Origin of the sequence: Komagataeibacter xylinus NBRC 15237 (assembly GCF_001571345.1) — a bacterium.
Taxonomy (GTDB): Bacteria; Pseudomonadota; Alphaproteobacteria; order Acetobacterales; family Acetobacteraceae; genus Komagataeibacter; species Komagataeibacter xylinus.
Genome location: NZ_BCTP01000048.1, coordinates 1 through 20,680, shown reverse-complemented (window position 1 = coordinate 20,680; position 20,680 = coordinate 1). Strand labels below are relative to the sequence as shown.

The 20,680-nt window shown below is 65.7% G+C and carries 18 protein-coding genes; 12 read left to right on the top strand and 6 right to left on the bottom strand.

Going from position 1 to position 20,680, the window contains the following annotated elements; translation table 11 throughout:
- On the bottom strand, positions 1-1,198 hold a 1,198-nt coding region (locus GXY01S_RS14100; RefSeq protein WP_061276072.1), incomplete at its 3' end, for an aldehyde dehydrogenase family protein.
- A gap of 113 nt (positions 1,199-1,311) precedes the next feature.
- The gene (locus tag GXY01S_RS14095; protein WP_061276070.1) at positions 1,312-1,878 is read right to left on the bottom strand and encodes a ferritin-like domain-containing protein; all 567 of its coding nucleotides are present in this window, start codon (positions 1,876-1,878) and stop codon (positions 1,312-1,314) included.
- Between the two features lie 247 nt (positions 1,879-2,125).
- On the opposite strand from GXY01S_RS14095, the gene GXY01S_RS14090 reads away from it, so the two are divergent.
- Entirely contained in the window at positions 2,126-2,800 is a 675-nt protein-coding gene (locus GXY01S_RS14090; RefSeq protein WP_061276068.1) for a GntR family transcriptional regulator, read from the top strand.
- Between the two features lie 26 nt (positions 2,801-2,826).
- On the opposite strand, the gene minE is transcribed toward GXY01S_RS14090, so the two are convergent.
- From minE to minC, 3 genes are all read right to left on the bottom strand, one after another.
- Positions 2,827-3,105 carry a cell division topological specificity factor MinE gene (gene minE / locus GXY01S_RS14085; protein ID WP_061276066.1) on the bottom strand — a complete coding sequence of 93 codons (279 nt, stop codon included), beginning with the start codon at positions 3,103-3,105 and terminating at the stop codon, positions 2,827-2,829.
- On the bottom strand, positions 3,105-3,917 hold the full coding sequence (minD, locus tag GXY01S_RS14080) for a septum site-determining protein MinD (protein WP_061276065.1): 813 nt from the start codon (positions 3,915-3,917) through the stop codon (positions 3,105-3,107). The genes minE and minD overlap by 1 nt, the downstream gene beginning before the upstream one ends.
- 112 nt (positions 3,918-4,029) lie before the next feature.
- The gene (minC, locus tag GXY01S_RS14075) at positions 4,030-4,764 is read right to left on the bottom strand and encodes a septum site-determining protein MinC (protein WP_061276063.1); all 735 of its coding nucleotides are present in this window, start codon (positions 4,762-4,764) and stop codon (positions 4,030-4,032) included.
- Positions 4,765-4,943: 179 nt separating this feature from the next.
- On the opposite strand from minC, the gene fzlA reads away from it, so the two are divergent.
- The 7 genes from fzlA (at position 4,944) to GXY01S_RS14040 (ending at position 14,184) form a co-directional block, all read left to right on the top strand.
- Positions 4,944-5,612 carry an FtsZ-binding protein FzlA gene (gene fzlA / locus GXY01S_RS14070; RefSeq protein WP_061276061.1) on the top strand — a complete coding sequence of 223 codons (669 nt, stop codon included), beginning with the start codon at positions 4,944-4,946 and terminating at the stop codon, positions 5,610-5,612.
- A 3-nt stretch (positions 5,613-5,615) separates the two neighbouring features.
- Positions 5,616-6,848: a BaiN/RdsA family NAD(P)/FAD-dependent oxidoreductase gene (locus GXY01S_RS14065; protein ID WP_061276059.1), complete on the top strand. Its 1,233-nt coding sequence runs from the start codon at positions 5,616-5,618 to the stop codon at positions 6,846-6,848.
- Positions 6,849-8,225 (top strand): MBOAT family O-acyltransferase, encoded by a 1,377-nt coding sequence (locus GXY01S_RS14060; protein WP_061276057.1) that lies wholly within the window; start codon positions 6,849-6,851, stop codon positions 8,223-8,225. It abuts the gene before it with no gap.
- Positions 8,226-8,545: 320 nt separating this feature from the next.
- Positions 8,546-9,934, top strand: a complete 1,389-nt coding sequence (locus GXY01S_RS14055) for a replication-associated recombination protein A (RefSeq protein WP_061276056.1) — start codon at positions 8,546-8,548, stop codon at positions 9,932-9,934.
- Positions 9,931-10,908, top strand: coding sequence for an RluA family pseudouridine synthase (locus GXY01S_RS14050; RefSeq protein WP_061276054.1), 978 nt, complete (start codon positions 9,931-9,933; stop codon positions 10,906-10,908). Before GXY01S_RS14055 ends, GXY01S_RS14050 begins: the two co-directional genes overlap by 4 nt.
- A gap of 31 nt (positions 10,909-10,939) precedes the next feature.
- Positions 10,940-13,426 carry an AsmA family protein gene (locus GXY01S_RS14045; protein ID WP_061276053.1) on the top strand — a complete coding sequence of 829 codons (2,487 nt, stop codon included), beginning with the start codon at positions 10,940-10,942 and terminating at the stop codon, positions 13,424-13,426.
- Positions 13,423-14,184 (top strand): ATP12 family chaperone protein, encoded by a 762-nt coding sequence (locus GXY01S_RS14040; RefSeq protein WP_061276052.1) that lies wholly within the window; start codon positions 13,423-13,425, stop codon positions 14,182-14,184. Before GXY01S_RS14045 ends, GXY01S_RS14040 begins: the two co-directional genes overlap by 4 nt.
- 119 nt (positions 14,185-14,303) lie before the next feature.
- Here the strand turns inward: GXY01S_RS14040 and ispF are convergent, their stop codons facing one another.
- Entirely contained in the window at positions 14,304-15,473 is a 1,170-nt protein-coding gene (gene ispF / locus GXY01S_RS14035; protein WP_061276077.1) for a 2-C-methyl-D-erythritol 2,4-cyclodiphosphate synthase, read from the bottom strand.
- A 257-nt stretch (positions 15,474-15,730) separates the two neighbouring features.
- Here ispF and dusB point away from each other — a divergent pair, with 257 nt between their 5' ends.
- From dusB to GXY01S_RS14015, 4 genes are all read left to right on the top strand, one after another.
- A complete protein-coding gene (gene dusB, locus GXY01S_RS14030; protein ID WP_061276051.1) occupies positions 15,731-16,792 on the top strand; it encodes a tRNA dihydrouridine synthase DusB in 1,062 nt (353 codons plus the stop codon).
- Positions 16,789-17,934: a two-component system sensor histidine kinase NtrB gene (locus tag GXY01S_RS14025; protein ID WP_061276050.1), complete on the top strand. Its 1,146-nt coding sequence runs from the start codon at positions 16,789-16,791 to the stop codon at positions 17,932-17,934. Before dusB ends, GXY01S_RS14025 begins: the two co-directional genes overlap by 4 nt.
- Before the next feature lie 31 nt (positions 17,935-17,965).
- On the top strand, positions 17,966-19,417 hold the full coding sequence (ntrC, locus tag GXY01S_RS14020) for a nitrogen regulation protein NR(I) (RefSeq protein WP_061276049.1): 1,452 nt from the start codon (positions 17,966-17,968) through the stop codon (positions 19,415-19,417).
- Positions 19,414-20,680 (top strand): HAMP domain-containing protein (locus GXY01S_RS14015; protein WP_156470321.1); only part of this gene is annotated, 1,267 nt, incomplete at its 3' end. The genes ntrC and GXY01S_RS14015, both read left to right, overlap by 4 nt.

Here is a 20,680-nt window from a genome sequence, read left to right as displayed (position 1 = left end):
GGATCAGCGACAGCACGGGACCGAACACTTCGTCCTGCGCAATATCCATCTCCGCCGTGACACCGGTCAGCAGGGTGGGCGCGTAGAAGTTGCCCTGGTCATACGCGCCGCCGGTCAGGCGCCTGCCGCCGAGTTCGACCTTCGCACCCTGCCCGATGGCCTTGTGCACGATGGCATCGACCTTCTCGAGTTCGGCGGCGCTGATCTTTGGCCCCATGTCGGTGGCTTCATCAAGCGGGTCGCCGGTTTTCAGCGCGGCCACCTTCCCGCGCAGGCGCTTGAGGAATTCGTCATACACGGCGGTGTGCACATAGGTGCGCTCGTTGGCCGTGCACACCTGCCCGCAATTCATGAAGCGCGCGGCAACAGCCGCATCCACCGCCTTTTCAATATCGGCATCCTCCATCACGATGAACGGGGCCTTGCCGCCGAGTTCAAGCCGCACTTCCTTCAGCCCTTCGGAGGCTGCGGCCATGATCTTGCGGCCTGCGGGCGTGCTGCCGGTCATGGTGATGAGCTTGGTGATGGGATTGGTCACGAGTGCATTGCCCACCGTGGCGCCGCCGCCGGTCACGACATTGAACACGCCTTTGGGGAAGCCTGCCTCGACCGAAAGTTCGGCCAGCGCGAAGGTGGCAAGCGGAGTGAGTTCATGCGGCTTGATGACGAATGTGTTGCCTGCGGCCAATGCCGGGCCAAGCTTACGCGCGGTCAGCGCAAGCGGAAAATTCCATGCCGAGATGCCCGCAACCACGCCATGGGGGATCTTCTCGATCAGGATTTTCTCGCCGGGGCGGCTGCCGGGAATGATGTTGCCTTCAAGCCGGCGCACGTTCTCGGCGGCGAAGCGGATCAGTTCGATGGCGAACCCCACCTCGATGCGCGCTTCCTTCAGCGGCTTGCCGTTTTCTGAGGTGATGATGCGGGCCAGCTTTTCGCTATCGCGCCTGATCAGTTCAATCAGGCGATAGAGATAATCCGCCCGCTCGGTCGCAATCTGCCTGCTCCATGCGGGAAAAGCCGCCTGTGCCGCCTCAAGTGCGGTGTTGACGTCATCCTCGCTCGCCACGGCCACCGTGGCCAGAACGGCGCCCGTGGCGGGGTTGTGAATGGTGTCGCGCCCGGACGTGCCGGGCTTGCGCCAGTCTCCATTGATGAACAGGTCATAGGTTTTCGGTTTGGCCGAGATATGGATCATGATCCGGTTTTTCCTTGTGCGGGCAGGTCATGGCGCGCGGCAAGGCCACCCGCGCCCCGGTGCAGGGGGCAGGGTGGGTGCGCGCGGGCTGTCAGTAACGGCGGAGCGCAGGCTCAGGATTCGAGGAACGGACGCCCCTCATGAGCAACAAGCAGGTCGTGCATGTCGGTTGCGTGTTCTTCCTCTTCCGCCAGGATCTTTTCGAGCATGATGCGCGTTGTGGGGTCATGATCGGCGAAATAGCGGATCAGTTCACGGTAATGCTCGATTACCAGCCGTTCGGCCACGAGGTTCTGGCGCACCATTTCAACAAGGTTGCCGCCATTGCCGTATTCGCTGGCGGAGCGGGTGGCCAGCCCCTCGGGCGAGAGGTTGGGTACGCCGCCAAGCTGGTCGATGCGCGCGGCCGCCCACATCATATGGGCGCGTTCTTCCTTGGCATGGGTGGCGAACTCGGCGGCCACGCTCTCGCTGGTAATGCCCTCGACGGAGATGGAATGCATCGTATAGCGCAGCACGCATACAAGCTCGGTCGCCACCACCGTTTGCAACAGGTCGATGGCGGTCTGCACATTACCCTGATAGGCGGGGGTGAGCGCACCCTTTTCAATGGCTTTTTTCGCGCGTTCGCGCAGGGTCTTCACGTCGGTCAGGAACGTATTTTCAGCAATATCGGCCATGATGGGTTTCCCTGTATATGGCGGCCCGCACATGGTGCAGGCCAGTTGAAAGGGGTTGCTGGCGTAACGGGCCGAAAGAGTGCGTAGTTCCCCCCAAATGGACTGTCGTTAATGACAAAACGCCCATAAACCCGAGAAAATGGGGGCTGAGGCAGGTTTTTCGCCTGCACAGGCGTTGCCATTCACGTCCAGATCATTATTGATCTGAATTAATAAGACCTATTTGCATTAAGGATGACTCAAGCGCATGGTAGCATTCACCGCAGGCCAGCCCGAAAAGCTTCCCCGCCGCGCCTTGAGCGAGGAAGCTTATGATCATGTGCGTCGTGGGCTGATCCGTAGCCGGTATCGCTCGGGCGAACGGCTGGTCCTGCGTCCGCTTGCCGCTGAACTCGGGCTGAGCCCCACGCCGGTGCGCGAGGCGCTGCTGCGGCTTGTGTCCGAACATGCGCTCGAACTCAACGACCGCAACACCGCCATCGTGCCCGCCATGACCCAGCGCAGCTTTGCCGAGATCCATGATCTGCGGATGGATCTTGAAATGCGTCTTGCCGCTGCTGCCGCCCAGCGGGCTTCTTCCCATGGCATCGAGGCGCTGGTCATCCTGCAGCACCAGTTCATGGATGCCTCACGCGCGCGTGATGACGGGGGCATGGCGGCTTTCAACGCCGATTTTCACACCACGGTCGCAGCCCTGGCCGAACTGCCGCTGACGGCGAACATCCTGCGCAACCTGTGGATGCGGATCGGGCCGATCTATGCCCTGTCGCGCCCGATGATCCAGGCCGAGCACGAAGGCCGCACCCACCCGCATGAAGACCTGATCGTGGCCCTGCGCCAACGCGACGTGACGGCGGCGCAGGCGGCGGTCACGCGCGATTTCGAGCATGCGCGGCGCTGGATCGAGCCCCGCCTGTCGTAACCGGCGGGGCTGTTGGGGGCCCCAGCTTAGGGCTGGCCCGAGGGGCGCATCTGCTGCGGCACTTCGATGTCGATTTCCAGCATTGAGACGGAGTTGCCCCGGTCGAGCTTGACCTGAACCTTGTCCTGATCCACGGCGATATGCCGCTTGATCACTTCAAGAATTTCAGCCTGCAGCTTGTTCAGCAGGTCGGATTCGTTGCCATTGCCCGTGCGCTCATGAGCCAGCAGGATCTGCAGGCGGTCGCGCGCGACGGGAGCCGAGGTCTTGGTATTGCGGCCAAAAAAGGATCCGAACAGGCTCATCAGCTTTTCCCCTTGAACAGGCGTGCCAGCAGGCCCTTGCGTTCAACCGGTACGGTAACTTCCAGCTTCTCGCCTTCCAGCCTGCGCGCGGCTTCGGCATAGGCGCGGGCGGGGGGGCTGTCGGGGCTGCTCAGCGTGACCGGGGCGCCAAGGTTGGAGGCGCGCAGCACTTCCTCGCTTTCAGGAATGATGCCGAGCAGCGGGATGGATAGGATCTCGAGCACGTCTTCTATGCGCAGCATCTCGCCACGGGCGGCGCGGGCGGGGTCGTAGCGGGTGAGCAGCAGGTGCTTCTCGATCTTGCCGCCGCCCTTGGCCTTCTCGGTGGTGCTGTCGAGCATGCCGATGATCCGGTCGCTGTCACGCACGGACGAGACCTCGGGGTTGGTCACCACGATGGCATGGTCGGCATGGTACATGGCCAGTTGCGCGCCGCGCTCGATGCCTGCGGGGCTGTCACAGATCACCCAGTCGAACTTTTCACGCAGCTGCGCCATCACGCTGGCTACGCCCTCGGTGGTCAGTGCGTCCTTGTCGCGTGTCTGCGAGGCGGGGAGGATGGAAAGCGTCTCGATCCGCTTGTCGCGGATCAGCGCCTGCGAGAGCTTGGCATCGCCCTGGATGACGTTGATCAGGTCGAACACCACGCGCCGCTCGGCCCCCATGACCAGGTCGAGGTTGCGCAGCCCGACATCGAAATCGACCACCACCACGTTCTGGCCTGTCTGTGCCAGCGCCACGCCGAGTGCCGCCGTGGACGTTGTTTTGCCGACGCCGCCCTTGCCGGATGTGACAACCAGCACTTTTGCCATGGAGGTAGTTCCTTGTGCGCTTTTGGGGGGTGTTTTCTTGTTCATGACCTGATGGATACGGTTGTAATATGGATGGGCGCGCATGATGCGCAACGGGGGCGGGACTTAAAGTTCAGGGTTTGCGGCCCCGGAGGGCGGGCGGCACAAGCGGCTGGACCACAAGTGTGTCATTATTGAGAATGATCTGGGCCGGTTTTTCAACATAACGCGGGTCGATTTCCTCGGCGGTGATGTAATAGCCGTCGATCGCAAGCAGTTCGGCCTGCATGGAATGGGCGAAGATGCGGGCATCGGGCTGGCCGTTCATGCCTGCTATGGCGCGGCCACGCAGCGGGCCATAGACATGGATCGACCCCCCTGCCGTCACCTCCGCCCCCGAGCCGACCGAGCCGAGGATGATGATGTCGCCATCGGGGTTCATGATCACCTGACCCGAGCGGATCGGCTGCTCGATGATCAGCGAGCCCCCGCGTGGCGGCTCGACGGGCGCAGGCGCCGTGTCATCAGGGATGTCAACCGCGCCCGAGGCGCGTCCGCCCTGAAAGCCCGCGGGCCAGTCCCACCCGGCGCAGGCGGGCCAGGTGGTGTCGCCCCCTTCGATTCCGATGATGCGGATGCCGCGCGCGCGCAGGGCGGGGTAAAGTTCGGCCAGTCCCTCGGTCCCGGCCTCGAGCAGGGAGAGGTCAAGAATGACCGGCTTGCCCGCGAAAAAGGCGCCCGACCGTGCAATCTGGGCATCAAGGCCTGCCAGCCAGTCGGCCAGCAGGGGTTCGGGCGAGAGGACCAGGGCCAGGAAGGACCGGCCACGGGCGCGGATCTTGGGTGTGGGACGCAGTTCGTCTGGCAACGTGTTCCTGTCCTGCTCTGGGTCAATGGGGCCTGTCTGTTTCAGCTACCGCGCCGGGCTGCGACTGTCGAGGAAATCCTGCTACTTTAAGGGCATGCAGGGCGGGTTTTGCAGCAATGCGGGCAGGTGCGCGCACACAAGGCTTGGCGAAGGGCGTGGCAATGCAATAAAGCGGGAACATGCGCATCCTGTACCACCTTCCCCTTTCGCCCTATTGCCGCAAGGTCCGCCTCGTGATGGGCGAAAAACGGCTGCCGTTTGAACTCAAGATCGAGCGTGTGTGGGAACAGCGCCCCGACTATCTTGATCGCAACCCCGCTGGCACCGTGCCCATGCTGCAAGAAGACACCGGGCTGTGCATTCCGGATTCGTGGGTGATCTGCGAATATCTTGAGGAAGCCTATCCCGACACCCCGCTGCTTGGCCGCACGCTGGCCGAGCGGGTGGAGGTGCGCAGGCTGGTGGTATGGTTTGACGAGAAATTCGGCCACGAAGTCTCGCGCAACCTGCTGACCGAGAAGGTGTACAAGCGCATCTCCGGCACCGGCAACCCTGATGGCGCAGCATTGCGGGCGGGATATGCCAATATCCGCACCCATCTGTCCTATATCGACTGGCTGGCGGAAACGCGGCGGTGGCTGGCGGGCAACCAGCTTTCGCTGGCCGATTTCGCGGCCGCTTCCCATCTGTCGTGCCTCGACTTCCTTGATGACGTGGACTGGTCGCGCGCGCCTGCCGCCAAGGACTGGTATGCCCGCGTCAAGAGCAGGCCCTGTTTCCGCTCGGTGCTGCAGGACCGGATTTCGGGCTTTACGCCGCCCTCCCATTACGCGGACCTGGATTTCTAGCGCATGACAGTGCAAGGGGGCGGTCATGATGCCATCGTGCTGGGCGCGGGGGCCGCGGGCCTCATGGCGGCTGCCACGGCGGGGCAGGGTGGCGCGCGCGTGGTGGTGCTCGACCATGCGCAGCACGCGGGGCGCAAGATCCTTATCTCGGGCGGCGGGCGGTGCAACTTCACCAACATGGATGCGGGCGCGGGGCAGTTCCTGTCCGCCAATCCGCATTTTGCCAAGTCGGCGCTGGCGCGGTACACGCCCGCCGATTTTCTGGCCCTTGTACAGCGCCATCGCATTCCCTGGCACGAGAAGGCGGCGGGCCAGCTCTTCTGTGACCGTTCGGCGCGCGACATCGTGGACATGCTCATGCGCGAATGTGCCGCAGGCCAGGTGGAGATGCGTCTGTCGCACCGCATCATCGATGTTGCGCGCGACGGCGCGGGGCAGTACCGCGTCGAGACCGATCATGGCGTGTTCCATGCGCCAAGCCTGATCGTGGCCACCGGCGGGCTGTCGATTCCCAAGCTTGGCGCCACGGGGCTGGCGCATGACCTTGCCCGCCGCTTCGGGTTGGGCATGGTGGCCCCGGCGCCCGCCCTCGTGCCACTGACCTTTGGCGCGCGCGACATGGCGTGGATGGAACCGCTGGCCGGGCTTTCGGTCAATGTGGGCATTGCCTGCCATGATGGCGCGGGGCGGCAGGCGCGGCATGTCACCTTCCGCGATGGCATGGTGTTTACCCATCGCGGGCTGTCGGGGCCTGCCATTTTGCAGGCGTCATCGTACTGGCAGCCGGGTGAAGCACTCGAGATCGACCTGCTGCCCGGCATTAATGCGGCGGCGCGGCTGCTCGAAATCAAGCGTGACCGCCCGCGCGCGGGCGGGGTGGCCATGCTGTCCATGCTGCTGCCGCAGCGCCTGGCCCAGTTTTTTGCACGCTCCTGCCTGCCTGAAGGCCAGCTTGCGGGCCTGCCCGATTCGGTGCTGACCGATATGGCCGGCACGCTCGGGGCGTGGCGGCTCAACCCGCATGGCACGGAAGGCTACGTGAAGGCCGAGGTCACGCGCGGCGGCGTGGATACGGCCTGTCTTTCCTCGCGTGATATGGAAGCGCGCGACGTGCCGGGGCTGTTCATGGTGGGCGAGGCGGTGGACGTGACCGGCTGGCTGGGGGGCTACAACTTCCAGTGGGCGTGGGCGAGCGGGCATGCGGCGGGGCAGGCCGTGGCCGAACGTCGCGGCTGAATGCTGTTTGCCGCCCAGCCTTTCCTGCTCATCTTCCTGCCGCTGGTGCTGGGGCTGTATTATGCCGTAGCCGCCAGCAGGGCTGCCCGCCAGGCCGTGCTCATTGCGGCCTCGCTTGTCTTTTACGGGTTGTGGGACTGGCGGTTCGTGCCCCTGCTGCTGGGCATGACCGGCTTCAGCCAGGGTGTTGCCGTGCTGTGGGGGCGCACCCGGTGGCGGGGCTGGCTGTGGCTGGGCATTGCGGGTAATCTCGCGGTGCTGTTCGGCTTCAAATACGCGGGCTGGCTGGCGGGCTGCGTGCTGTCGGCCATGGGCCGGTCATATGCGCCGTGGTCAGTGATCCTGCCGCTGGGGCTGTCGTTTTTCGTGTTCCAGAAAATATCCTACCTCGTTGACCTCGGGCGCGGGCAGGCGCGGGTGTACCGGCTGGCGGATTTTATGGAGTTTGTGACCTTCTTCCCGCAACTCGTGGCCGGCCCCATCGTGCGGCATAACGAACTGATCCCGCAATTTGACGCCAGCCCGCGCGGTCCCGCCATGTGGGAAAATCTCGGGCGCGGCTTCCTGCTGCTGCTGGTGGGGCTGGGCAAGAAGGTGGGGCTGGCCGATACGCTGGGCAGCCTGTGCGCGCCGGTGTTCGAGGCCGCCCATATGGGCCACGCTCCGGCGCTGGGGGCAGCGTGGCTGGCCGCCGTGAGCTTCATGCTCCAGATCTATTTCGATTTCTCCGGCTATTCGGACATGGCGATCGGCATGGCGCTGATGATGGGCATCCGCCTGCCGTTCAATTTCAATGCGCCCTACCGCGCCGTATCGGTGCGGGATTTCTGGCGGCGGTGGCACATGACGCTGTCACGCTTTTTGCGGGATTACGTCTATATCCCGCTGGGTGGCAACCGCTGCGCGCCCGCGCGGCAGGCAGTGAACGTGCTGGCCACCATGGGGCTGGCGGGGCTGTGGCATGGGGCGGGCTGGAATTTCGTGGCCTGGGGCTTGCTGCATGGCGGAGCCCTCGCCACAGCCCATGCGTGGGAGCGCACCGGGCGCGCCCTGCCACGGGCCGTGGGCTACGCGCTGACCATGCTTTTCGTGCTGCTGACATGGGTGATATTCCGCGCCGCCGACCTGCCCGCGGCAGGCCGCATGCTGGCGGGGATGCTGGGTGCTCATGGCGGCGGCAGCGTAACGGTGGCGCACCCCGTGGTGCTGGGGCTTGCGCTGGCCATTGCGGGGATTGGCCCCGCATCGCAGCAGGTGGTGCTTGAGCGCGTGCGGCCCGCGCCGTGGCTTGCGGTGGCAGCCGGGATCGCCTTCGTGCTGCTGGTGTTTCTGGTGGGTGGCAGGCCGCCTGAGGCGTTCATCTATTTCCAGTTTTAAGGCTGGTCCAGATTACCCAGCCCTTTTGAAAAAAGGCGACGCCCAAAAACTTTTATTCGTTTTGTTCTGCGGATCTATTGCAATAGTTACGCTGCCCATTGCCCAATCCATGAAATTTTAAAAACCAGCCTGTAAACCTGCCAAAAACCGGAAGGACGTTTTTGGTGAAGCTTTTTTCAAAAAGCTTCAAAATCCCCCGTTTTTCAAGATAACATGGACCATATCATGCAACCGGGACTGGTATTGGCCATGATGCTTTCCAATCTATGCAGATACAGCCCATAATGGGGCACGATTGCACCACCTACAGGCAGGAGCACATGGCAGGCAGGCGAGACAGCATGGAGGATGGCCCGGCGGACCTGTTTGGCAACGCGGCGGGGCAACCGCAAACGCGTGGGGCGGTGGCGTTTCCGCAGGCCCCCTCCGCCCAGCCTGCCCGCAACCAGCCCCTGGCCGACCGCCTGCGCCCCACCACGCTCGATGAGGTGGTGGGCCAGGACCACCTGCTCGGCCCCGATGGCAGCCTGCGGCAGATGCTGGCCCGTGGCTCGCTCGCCAGCCTGATTTTGTGGGGCGGGCCGGGGGTGGGCAAGACCACCATCGCCCGCCTGCTCGCCGCCGCCGCCGGCCTGCGCTTCGTGCAGCTTTCGGCCGTGTTCTCGGGTGTGGCCGACCTCAAGCGCGCGTTTGAGGAGGCCCGGCGCATGGCGGCCTCGGGCGGCGGCACGCTTCTGTTCGTTGATGAAATCCACCGCTTCAACCGCGCCCAGCAGGATGGCTTCCTGCCGGTTGTGGAGAATGGCACCGTGGTGCTGGTGGGGGCCACGACCGAGAACCCGTCCTTCGCGCTCAACAGCGCATTGCTCTCACGCTGCCAGGTGCTGGTGCTGCACCGGCTGGATGATGCGGCGATGGAGCAGTTGCTCGACCGCGCCGAGTCCACCACCGGCAGGCCCCTGCCGCTCACGCCCGAGGCCCGCGCAACCCTGCGCGCCATGGCCGATGGTGACGGGCGCTACCTGCTCAACATGGTCGAGCAGCTTCTGGCCCTGCCGCCGCAGCGCGAGGCACTTGATCCCGCCGCCCTGTCTCGCCTGCTGGCCCGCCGCGCCGCCCTGTATGACAAGGACCGCGAGGAGCATTACAACCTCATTTCCGCGCTGCATAAATCCCTGCGCGGCTCCGACCCCGATGCGGCGCTGTACTGGTTTGCCCGCATGCTCGAAGGTGGTGAGGACTCGCGCTACATTGCCCGCAGGCTCACCCGCTTCGCCGCCGAGGACGTGGGCATGGCCGACCCCCAGGCCCTGCCGCTGGCCGTTGCCGCGTGGGAGACCTTCGAGCGCCTTGGCTCGCCGGAGGGCGAACTGGCACTGGCGCAGCTTGTGGTGCATCTGGCCACGGCACCCAAGTCGAATGCGGTGTACAAGGGCTATAACATGGCCCGCCAAGCCGCGCGGGCCACTGGCAGCCTCATGCCGCCCGCCCATATCCTCAACGCGCCGACCACGCTGATGAAGGATATCGGCTACGGCAAGGGCTATGAATACGACCATGATGCGGAGGGCGGCATATCGGGGCAGAACTACTTCCCCGATGGCATGCGCAGGCCGAAACTGTACCAGCCGACCGACCGGGGATATGAACGTGAAGTCGCGCGACGGCTGGACAGTTGGAACAGAGTGCGCGAAAGCCGTGGGTCATGAGTGTCGTTACCCTTACCGTCAGCGATGACGAAGCCGATATCCGCCTCGACCGCTGGTTCCGCAGGCATTACCCGCACCTGACGCAGGGCGCGTTGCAAAAGCTGTGCCGCACGGGGCAGGTGCGCGTGGATGGCAAGCGCGCCACCGCTGCCACCCGCCTTGCGCCGGGGCAGGCGGTGCGCGTGCCGCCCATACCCAATGCCAGCCGCCCCCCGCCGCTTGCGGTCAAGCCGCTTGATGAGCGGCAGGTGCGCGAGATCAACAAGATGGTGCTGTACCGCGATGACCATCTGATCGTGCTCAACAAGCCCGCGGGCATTGCCGTGCAGGGCGGCCCCGGCATCACCCACCATATCGACGCGCTGCTCGAGGGCCTGCGTGAAAACCCCGATGACCCGCGCCCCCGCCTGGTCCACCGCATTGACCGCGATACGTCGGGCCTGCTGCTCGTGGCCCGCACGCCGGGCGTTGCCGCCAAGCTTGCCGCCGCCTTCCGCGGGCGTGACGTGCGCAAGGTCTACTGGGCCGTGGTGGTGGGGCGGCCGTCGCCTGCCACCGGCATCATCGACCAGCCTTTGACCAAGCTTGGTGCGGGAGCCGGGGCCATCAGCGTGGTGGCCGAGCGGGGTGATGCGGATGCGGTGCATGCCCTGTCGGAATACGAGGTGCTGGATGCGGCGGCGCGCAAGATGTCGTGGCTGGCACTCTCGCCGCTGACAGGCCGCACCCACCAGTTGCGCGTGCATTGCGAGGCGCTGGGCAACCCCATACTGGGCGACCCGAAATACGGTGGCGACAAGGCGCATGTCACCGGCTTTGCCGACAGGTTGCACCTGCATGCCCGCAGGCTGGAACTGCCGCACCCGGCTGGCGGCACGCTGGTGGTCGAGGCGGACCTTTCGCCCCACATGCGCGAGACATTCAGGCAGATCGGGTTTGTTGCCCCGGCCGCCGCACCGGCCCGGCGCAAATAACGCCGCCCGGCACCACAGGACAGGAAGTAAAATGGCACAGAACGGAAATGCAAAACGGATCCTGATCGGGGGGGCGGTCGCCCTTGTGGTGATAGCGGGCGGCGGGGGGCTGGTGCTCAAATCCATGCTCGACCCCGATGCCGTGCGCGCCAAGGCCATCGCCGCGATTGAAAAACAGACCGGCCGGCAGGTGCGCATGGGCGCGCTTGACTTTCATGTCTTTCCCACCCTTTCGCTTTCGGTGAAGGATGTGGGCCTGTCGGACATGGCGGGCGGGGCCTATACCGACATGGTCACGGCGGACAGCCTGCAGGCCAGCGTGGGCCTGATGGCGCTGCTGCACCACGAGATCCAGCTTGATGGCCTGAAGCTCGACCATCCGGTCATCCACCTCGAGCGCACCGAACAGGGCGTGGCCAACTGGCGCCTCACCCCCACCGGCGCGCAGGCCACCGCAAAGCCTGATGCCGCAACCCAGCAGGCGGCATCGGACTGGAAGGTGCAGATCGGCAGCATCCGCATCAGCAATGCCGATGTGGACTGGGATGACCGCCTTTCAGGCAGCAAAGGCAAGGTGGCGCTCGACCACATCAACCTGACCGATGTGGATGGCAGCAAGCCCGAGATCGACGTGGCGGGCCATAACGATACCGGCAGCTTCACGCTGGCGGGGCATACGGGGTCGATCAACCTCACCTCCACCGCGCGCTCCGGCTGGCCGGTGGCGCTCAAGGCGGCCTTCAAGGCTGGCGGCGAGCAGGTGGGCCAGGTGGCGCTTGATGGCACCGTGGCCGATCCCGACCACATGAAGGGCTATAACCTCACGATTGATGGCAACATCGCCAGCCTCAAGGCGATCGATGCCTTCGTGCCGGGGCTGAACCTGCCCGACGTGCGCCGCCTCACGCTCAAGGCCAATGTGGTTGACGGCAGTGCCCCCGACAAGGAAGGCAGCGCACCGCTGCTCAACTCCCTGCACCTCGACACGGGCGCGGTCGATGCGGGGCAGTATCTGTCTGGCCTGACCCTGCAGGGCCTGTCGATCGATGCGCCGGGGCCGAAGGATGCGGTCACGATCAACAGCCAGGGCCAGTTTCAGGGCAAGGGGCTGAAGCTGACCGGAACCCTCGGCTCGCTCCAGCAGCTTGACGCGGCGGTGATGTCGCACCTGGCCGAGGCGCTGCCGCTGTCGCTCGACCTGTCGGGTGATCCGGGTTCGCTGCGGGTGGCGGGCACGCTGGGTGGCTCGCGCGCGGTGGTCAATGTCACGGCCACGGCAGGGCAACTGCCGCTGCCCAATGGCGCGGTGCTCGATCATCTCGATGCCTCGACCCATCTGGTAAGCGAGGATAACGGCGCGCATTTCCAGCTTTCCGACCTGGTGGTCAAGAGCACGCAGCTTGCGCTCAAGGGCGGGCTTGACCTGTCCGTGCATGGTGGCGCGGGCGGGGTGCCGCTGGTCAGCGGTGCGATTGATGCAAGCTGGCTCAATGCCGATGCCCTTATGGGCCCGCCCGCGCAGGCGGATGCGAAAAAGGTGACGGCGGCACCCGCGCAGGCCAAGGCGAATGATGATGCCCTGCCGTTCGATGAACTGCGCAAGCTGGACATGGACCTGCGCCTGAGTGTCGCGCAGATGGAATTCGAGGGCGATACGTACCGCAATGCCCTGACCCATATCAACCTGCGCAGCGGCGTGCTGAAGGTTGACCCCCTGCAGGCCGAGGGCACGGGCCGCCGCCTGTCGGGGCAGTTCGAGGTGGATGCCACTGCAGGCAAGACTCCCACCGTTTCGGGCACCATCGGCACGCTGGTGCTGCCCGCCGCCTGGCTGGAGAGCAAGGCCGGGCTTTCGAACATGGTGCAGGGTGCGTTGCAGGTGGTCGGTTCGGTCAGGACGCAGGGCAATACCCGCACCGAACTGCGTAACGGCATGACCGGGCACCTGGGCGTGTCGATGGTCAATGGCACGGTCAGCGGCAGTGCGCTGGGCGAGATGCTGGGCGATGCCGCGCGGGGCGCGCTGGGTTCCGGCCCGATCGCGCTGCGCTGCTTCGGCCTGCACATGGCCATGGCCGATGGCACGGCCAATGTTGATACCATCGGCGTGCAGACCAATGCGCTGACCGTGACCGGCAAGGGCACGGTGGGCATGGTGTCGCAGGCGCTTGACCTGCATCTGGTGCCGCAGCTCATGATCAGCGGCACCGGGGCTTCCGTGCCGCTGCGCGTGGGTGGCACGCTCGGCGCGCCGCGCCCCAAGATGGATGCGGGCTCCGACGGGCGCTACGCCATCGGCCTGCTGCTTGGTGGCTCAAGCAGCAATGCCGTGGCCGATCCGTGCCCGGCTACCCTCAAGGCCGCGCGTGAAGGGGCGAGTGGCCCCGAGCCCACCACGGCAGCGCCCAAGGCGGAAGGTGGCGCCAATGGCGCAGCTGGCCTGATTGGCAACTCCAAGGCCTCGCCCGACGTGAAGAAGGTGGGCGGGCTGCTCAAGGGGCTGGGCATCCTCAAATGATGAAGGACGGCGTACGCCCCCCCACGCCCCAGACCGCCGGCAGGCGCCGGCGGTTCTGGGTTGCGGCTGCGGTCAGCCCGGTTGCCGGGGGCGGCTTTACGGTGGAACTCGACGGGCGGGGCATCCGCCTGCCCGGCGGCACGGCGCTGTGCGTGTCCTCCCTTGCGCTGGCGCAAGCCATTGCCGATGAATGGGCGAAGGCGGGCGGGGAAAAGGGCGGTCATTTCACGCCCGATGACCTGCCCATGACGCGCATCGCGGGCACCATGATCGAGCGCGTGGCCCCTGACCCGGCAGCGCAGGTCGCGGCCCTGCTGCATTACGTGGATGGCGAGTTGCTGTGCTACCGCGCCGATTATCCGGCCCCCCTGTGCCGGCAGCAGCAGGCGGAATGGGATCCGCAGCTTGCATGGCTGTGCGCGCGTCATGACATCGACATGGCTGTGACCACGGGCATCATGCCGCTCGTGCAGTCACCTGCCGTGCATGACGCGTGGCGGGCGCTCCTGGCGCAAATGGATAACGCCACTCTGGCAGCTCTTGGCGTGATGGTGCCCGCGATGAAAAGCATCGTGCTGGGGTTGGCGGTGGTAACGGGCGCGCTGCCTGCGGCAAAGGCTGCTGGGATTGCCAGCGTGGACGAGCGCAGCCAGATGGAAACATGGGGCGAGGACGCGAAACTGCTCGAAGCCCTGCGCCTGCAGGCAGTGGAAGTGGAGGATGCGGCGCGCTTCCTTCAGTTGTGCCGGGCAGTATAAAACCGTCTAAACTGATAAAAGTTTTTGGTGAAGCTTTTTGAAAGAAGCTTCGAAAAAAGGCCGCCTTTACGAAAATAAAGGCGGCCTCAAAAACATTGACTATCTGTTTTGTCCCCGCCTCAGGGCACTAGCACCGTGGCGCTGGCTAGGCAGGCAATGCCTTCCTCGCGGCCGGTAAAGCCGAGGCGCTCGGAGGTGGTGGCCTTGACCGAGATGCGATCGACATCAACCCTGAGCAACTCGGCCAGGCGGGCGCGCATCGCCTCGGAATGCGGGCCGATCTTGGGGCGCTCGCAGATCAGCGTTACATCGGCATTGACCAGCATGCCGCCGCGCGCGCGGATGCGCTCGCCCGCATGCACCAGGAAGCGCGCGCTGTCGGCATCCTTCCACTCATTCTGGCTGGGCGGGAAGTGGCGGCCAATGTCACCCTCGGCCAGGGCGCCGTAAATGGCGTCGCACAGCGCATGGATGCCCACATCCGCATCGGAGTGGCCTGCAAGGCCGCGCGTGTGCGGCACGGTGATGCCGCACATGATGAGCGGGCGGTTCTCGGCAAAGGCATGCACGTCGTAGCCCGTGCCGGTGCGCGGCAGCAGGGTCGGGCCGATCAGGCGTTCCAGTCGCACCAGATCCTCCTTGTAGGTCAGTTTGATGTTGTCTTCCGCACCCGGCACGATGGCTACGGGATGGCCTGCGTTTTCCAGCAGGGCGGCGTCATCGGTGGCGTCGGCGGCTTCGGCCGCGCGGTGCAGGTCGCGTAGCAGCCCGAAGCGGAAGCCCTGCGGCGTCTGGGCACGGAACAGATCGGTGCGCGGCACGGTATCGGTAATGATGCCATCCTTCGCGCGCTTGATGGTGTCGGCCACCGGCACGGCGGGGATCACGCCCGCATGCCCGGCCAGTGCCGCGATCACGCCCTGCGTCACGCTGGCGGGCACGTAGGGCCGCGCGCCGTCATGGATCAACACCAGATCGGGGCGCTCCGCCCCGGGCAGGCGGTCAAGCGCCTCAAGGCCTGCGCGCACGCTGGCCTGGCGCGTCTCGCCGCCGGGTACCACGGGCAGGACCGCGCAGCCCTCGGGCGCAAAGCCTTCGAGCGCACGGGCGAGCAGGGCTGGATCGCCCACCGGCTGGATGAGGCCGACATGAGGGGCAAGGGCATCCGCCGCGTGGCGGATGACGGGCCAGCCGCCGAGCGTGACATACTGCTTGGCGACGGGGGTCGCGGTCTGGGCGCTATACCGGCTGCCCTGGCCCGCGGCGAGAAGAATGGCTGCAACACGCATGATGCGGAGCAATGCGGCCATGTGGGCCGCGCGTCAAGCATTGTGCGCGGGCAGGGGCAATGCCGGGGCTGTTCCGGCCCCCCTTTCCGGGTTGCCACAGTCGGGCAAAAATGTTCGTTGCGTGCCCCGAAGCTGATTGCACGGGGCGGCGGGAGCAGGTATTCTGCCTAAATCATAAGCATTCTTGATGGATAATGTAGCTGGCCTGTTTCCACGTTGCCGCACGCGGCTGGAAAGCCGGCGGGGAAGTAGGGTTCATGTCGTCTCAACTGCTCTCGCCCATTGATCTGGGTGGCGGGGTCATTCTCAAGGCGCCGGTCATTCTCGCGCCCATGGCGGGTGTGACCGACCTGCCGTTCCGCAGGCTGGCGCGCAGCCTCGGGGCCGGGCTGGTCGTGTCGGAAATGATCGCGTCATGGGCCATGATCCGCGAGAACGAGACCACGCTGCGCATGGCCGAGGTGGCCGATGATGGCCCCAATTCGGTGCAGCTTGCCGGGTGCGACCCCGAGGCGATGGGCCAGGCGGCGCGGATCGCGGTTGATCGCGGGGCGGACATCATCGACATCAATTTCGGCTGCCCGGTCAAGAAAGTGGCCGTGGGCCAGCTTGCCGGTTCCGCCCTTATGCGTGACGAGAGCCATGCGGGCCGCCTGCTTGAAGGCGTTGTGCGCGCGGTCAATGTGCCCGTAACGCTCAAGATGCGCATGGGCTGGGACCATAACAGCCTCAATGCCCCGACCCTGGCCCGGATTGCACAGGAATCGGGCATTCGCATGGTAACCGTGCATGGTCGCACCCGCCAGCAGTTCTATAACGGCACGGCGGACTGGCACTTCGTGCGCAACGTGGTCGATGCGGTGGACCTGCCGGTTATCGTCAATGGCGATATCCTGAGCGTTGAGGATGCCCGCGTGGCACTCGAGCGTTCGGGCGCGCAGGGTGTCATGATCGGGCGCGGCTGCTATGGCCGCCCGTGGTTCCTGGCCCAGGTGGCGCGCGCGTTGATGCATGGCGAGCACGTTCCCGAGCCGGATCTGGTGGCGGAAAAGGCCATCGTGCTGAAGCATTACGGCATGATGATCGACCATTTTGGCGCCCATCCCGGCCTGCGGCTCGCGCGCAAGCATGTGTCGTGGTACTCGGCGGGGCTGCCGGGTTCGGCTGGCTTCCGCGCTGCCGTGAACAGGATGGACACGGTCGATGGCGTGGTCGGCATGATCCATGAATTCTATGATGGACAGATTGCCGCGGGCCAGGTGCGCGGGCCGCGCCCCTCCACCGTGGAGGCCGAAAGGGCCGCAGCACGCGCGGCATGAACCATACCCCGCCCGCACCCTCCGGCCATGTGCCCTGCGCGCCCGATAACGTAACGGGCAACGGGCGGGTCATACTCGATTCGCTGGCCCTGCCGGTGGTGGTGGTGCGCGCCGATAACGCCATTGGCTACGTCAACAGCGCCGCCGAGCCGTTTTTTGGCATGTCGCGCGCGCATCTGGTGCAGATGCGCCTGACCGACATCCTGCCCGGTGACAGTCCGCTCTTCCTGCTCATGGAGCAGGTGCGCGCGCAGGATCACACCGTGGTCGAGCACGAGGTCACGCTCGAAAGCCCGCGCCTGCGCCATGATGGCGTGACCGTGCAGGGTGCTCCCGTAATGGAGGAGCCGGGCTCGGTTGCGCTGACGTTCCATGACTTCTCTGCCGTGCGCGTGCTTGACCGCCAGCTCACCTTCCGCTCGGCGGCGCGCAGTGTTGCGGGCATGGCGGCCATTCTGGCGCATGAGGTCAAGAACCCGCTCTCGGGCATAAGGGGGGCGGCGCAGCTGCTTGAAACCTCGGTGGGTGAATCCGACCGTGAACTTGCGGTGCTGATTCAGGATGAAGTCAACCGCATCCGCGACCTCGTGGACCGGATGGACATGTTCAGCGACCGACCGCTCGAGCGCAGGCCGGTCAACATCCACCGCGTGCTCGAGCATGTGCGCAGGCTGGCCCAGCAGGGTTTTGCCGCCGATATCCGCTTCGAGGAAGTATACGATCCCTCCCTGCCGCCGGTATGGGGCAACCGCGACCAGTTGGTGCAGGTGCTGCTCAACCTGGTGAAAAACGCCGCCGAGGCCCTGCACGACCACCCCGAGGGCGACGTGCCGCCCCAGATCACGCTCACCACCAGCTACCGCCCCGGCATCTGGGTTTCCACCGGGGCGGGCAGCCAGCGCGTGCAGTTGCCACTGCTGGTTTCGGTGCGTGATAACGGGCCGGGCATTCCCGAAAATATCCGTCCGCACCTGTTCGAGCCGTTCCTCACCACCAAGACCACGGGCAGCGGGCTGGGGCTTGCGCTCGCAGGCAAGATCGTGGGCGACCACGGCGGCGTGATCGAAGTGGAAAGCCAGCCCGGCCGCACCGATGTGCTGCTGCACCTGCCTGTCGTGACCGAAGACCGGGGCACGCCCTGAAGCCCCGCCAGAGTTGAGAGATTTATAGCGTATGTCGCTGCCGACCATTCTTGTTGCCGATGATGACCGCTCCATCCGCACGGTGCTGAGCCAGGCGCTTGGCCGCGCGGGCTATCAGGTCCGCGCCACTGCCCAGGCCTCCACGCTGTGGCAGTGGGTGGAGGAAGGCGAGGGCGACCTCGTGATTACCGATGTGGTCATGCCTGATGAGAACGGGCTGGACCTCATTCCGCGCATCCGCCGCATCCGCCCCGACCTGCGCGTGGTGGTGATGAGCGCGCAGTCCACGCTCATGACGGCGGTCAAGGCCACGCAGCGCGGCGCGTTCGAATACCTGCCCAAGCCCTTTGACCTCAAGGAAGTGCTGGCCGTAGTCGCCCGCGCGCTGGCCACCCCCGCCATGCCGGTGCAGCCCGCGGCCGCGCCCCCCCGGCCCGAGGAGCAGATGTCGCTCATCGGGCGCTCGGTGGTGATGCAGGACATCTACCGCATCATCGCCCGCCTCACGACATCGGACCTGACCGTGATGATCACGGGCGAGAGCGGCACCGGCAAGGAACTCGTCGCCCGCGCCCTGCATGACTACGGGCCGCGCCGGGCGGGTCCGTTCGTGGCCATCAACATGGCCGCGATTCCGCGCAACCTGATCGAGAGCGAACTGTTCGGCCATGAGCGCGGGGCCTTTACGGGGGCGACGAGCCGGGTGGCGGGCCGCTTCGAGCAGGCGGCGGGCGGCACGCTGTTCCTTGACGAGATTGGCGACATGCCACCCGAGGCCCAGACAAGGCTGTTGCGCGTGCTGCAGGATGGCGCGTTCACCACCGTGGGCGGCACCGTGCCCATCCGCGCCAATGTGCGCATCATCGCCGCCACCCACCGCGACCTGCGCCAGGCCATCCGCGAGGGTGCGTTCCGCGAGGATCTGTATTACCGCCTGAACGTGGTGCCCATGCGCCTGCCGCCCCTGCGCGAGCGGGTGGAGGACATTCCGCTGCTGGCGCGGCACTTCCTCAACGAGAACGCCGATGGCGCGGGCAACGTGCGCGTGCTTGATGAGGAGGCGATGGGCCGCCTGCAGGCCTATCGCTGGCCGGGCAACGTGCGCGAGCTTGAAAACCTGATGCGCCGCATCACGGCACTCCACCCGCAGGAGAGCATCGGGGCCGACATCATTGATGCCGAACTGGCCGAAGTCAGCAGCAGCGGCGTGCCGGGCGAGGGCACCAGCACCGAAACCCTGGCCGAGGCGGTCGAGCGCCATCTCCGGCGCTTCCTCGCAGCAGGCGCCGGGCAGGACGACATGCCCATGAGCGATATCTATGACAAGGTGATTGCCGAGGTGGAGCGCCCGCTCATTGCCATGATGCTCTCGGCCACGCGCGGCAACCAGATCCGCGCCGCCGCCATGCTGGGGCTGAACCGCAATACGCTGCGCAAGAAGATCCGCGATCTCGACATTCCCGTGGTGCGCGGGGGGGCATGACCACGCCCGCCCCGTCGCGCCCCGGCGTCGCCTACCGCCTGGCGCGGCGCATGCTCGACATGCTCGTGCGCCGCAACGTGGCCCTGGTGCTGGTGCTGCTCGCCCTTGTGCTGGGGGTGGCGACCTTTGTGGTGCTGTCGGGCGGCAATTCGCTGGCCCATCACCCGCAGATCCAGGCGCTGGTGTTCATCCTCAACTTTCTGGTGCTGCTGCTGCTGGCCACCTCGCTGACCGAAAAGGTGGGCCGCGTGCTGGCCGAGCGGCGCAGCGGGCTGGCGGGCGCCAGGCTGCATGTGCGGCTGGTCACGCTGTTCGGCATCGTGGCGGTGGCGCCCACCATCGTGGTGGGCACGTTTGCCGCCGTGTTCTTTCACTACGGCATCCAGATCTGGTTCAGCGACCGGGTCAACACCGCGATGAACGAGGCGCTCGAAACCTCGCGCGGGTACCTGCAGGAGCATAACGCCAATATCCGCACGGAAGCCTTCTCGCTGGCCAATTACCTGGTCAGCGCCCAGAGCGCGCTGGCCGGGTCGGGCGATGACCTACTGCACAACCCCGATGCGCTCTCGCAGGTGCTGGATTCGCAGGCCACCCTGCGCGGGCTGGACGTGGCGGTGGTGTACGACCCGTTCACCAACACGGTCGTGGCCTCGGGCGGGCTGATGGGGCGCACGGCCAACATGAAGGACCTGCCGCCGCCAGCGGCCACCCTCATGGCCCGCACCAACGAGATCGCGATCCTGGATTCGGCGGATGAAAAGACCGTCCGCGCGGTGGTGACGCTGGGCGATACGCCGCCGCTCATGCTCATGATCGCCCGCCCCGTGGACCCCGACATCCTTGAGCACATGCACCGCACCGAGCAGGTGGTGGCCGACTACCAGCGCCTCAATGGCAACCGTGGCAAGATCCAGTTCACCTTCGTGCTCATCTTCGCCCTCGTGGCGGTGCTGGTGCTGGGTGCGGCCATCCTGATCGGGCTGATGCTGGCCAACCAGATCGTGCGCCCGCTCGGCCTGCTCATCCTGGCTTCCGAGCGGGTGAGCAAGGGCGATCTCGACAGTAACGTGCCCGAGGGCGACCGCGATGACGAGGTGGCCAGCCTGTCACGCGCCTTCAACCGCATGACCACCCAGCTTGCCACCCAGCGCGCCGAGCTGATCCGGGCCAACAACCAGATCAATGAACGCCGCCGGTTTACCGAGGCCGTGCTGTCAGGTGTTTCGGCCGGGGTGATCGGGCTTGATTCGCAGCGCATGA

What these genes read in the sequence shown, in the direction of transcription:
- GXY01S_RS14095 (WP_061276070.1), bottom strand. Translation starts at nt 1,878, where the DNA reads ATGGCCGATATTGCTGAAAATACGTTCCTGACCGACGTGAAGACCCTG.
- GXY01S_RS14090 (WP_061276068.1), top strand. Translation starts at nt 2,126, where the DNA reads ATGGTAGCATTCACCGCAGGCCAGCCCGAAAAGCTTCCCCGCCGCGCC.
- minE (WP_061276066.1), bottom strand. Translation starts at nt 3,105, where the DNA reads ATGAGCCTGTTCGGATCCTTTTTTGGCCGCAATACCAAGACCTCGGCT.
- minD (WP_061276065.1), bottom strand. Translation starts at nt 3,917, where the DNA reads ATGGCAAAAGTGCTGGTTGTCACATCCGGCAAGGGCGGCGTCGGCAAA.
- fzlA (WP_061276061.1), top strand. Translation starts at nt 4,944, where the DNA reads ATGCGCATCCTGTACCACCTTCCCCTTTCGCCCTATTGCCGCAAGGTC.
- GXY01S_RS14065 (WP_061276059.1), top strand. Translation starts at nt 5,616, where the DNA reads ATGACAGTGCAAGGGGGCGGTCATGATGCCATCGTGCTGGGCGCGGGG.
- GXY01S_RS14060 (WP_061276057.1), top strand. Translation starts at nt 6,849, where the DNA reads ATGCTGTTTGCCGCCCAGCCTTTCCTGCTCATCTTCCTGCCGCTGGTG.
- GXY01S_RS14055 (WP_061276056.1), top strand. Translation starts at nt 8,546, where the DNA reads ATGGCAGGCAGGCGAGACAGCATGGAGGATGGCCCGGCGGACCTGTTT.
- GXY01S_RS14050 (WP_061276054.1), top strand. Translation starts at nt 9,931, where the DNA reads ATGAGTGTCGTTACCCTTACCGTCAGCGATGACGAAGCCGATATCCGC.
- GXY01S_RS14045 (WP_061276053.1), top strand. Translation starts at nt 10,940, where the DNA reads ATGGCACAGAACGGAAATGCAAAACGGATCCTGATCGGGGGGGCGGTC.
- GXY01S_RS14040 (WP_061276052.1), top strand. Translation starts at nt 13,423, where the DNA reads ATGATGAAGGACGGCGTACGCCCCCCCACGCCCCAGACCGCCGGCAGG.
- ispF (WP_061276077.1), bottom strand. Translation starts at nt 15,473, where the DNA reads ATGCGTGTTGCAGCCATTCTTCTCGCCGCGGGCCAGGGCAGCCGGTAT.
- dusB (WP_061276051.1), top strand. Translation starts at nt 15,731, where the DNA reads ATGTCGTCTCAACTGCTCTCGCCCATTGATCTGGGTGGCGGGGTCATT.
- GXY01S_RS14025 (WP_061276050.1), top strand. Translation starts at nt 16,789, where the DNA reads ATGAACCATACCCCGCCCGCACCCTCCGGCCATGTGCCCTGCGCGCCC.
- ntrC (WP_061276049.1), top strand. Translation starts at nt 17,966, where the DNA reads ATGTCGCTGCCGACCATTCTTGTTGCCGATGATGACCGCTCCATCCGC.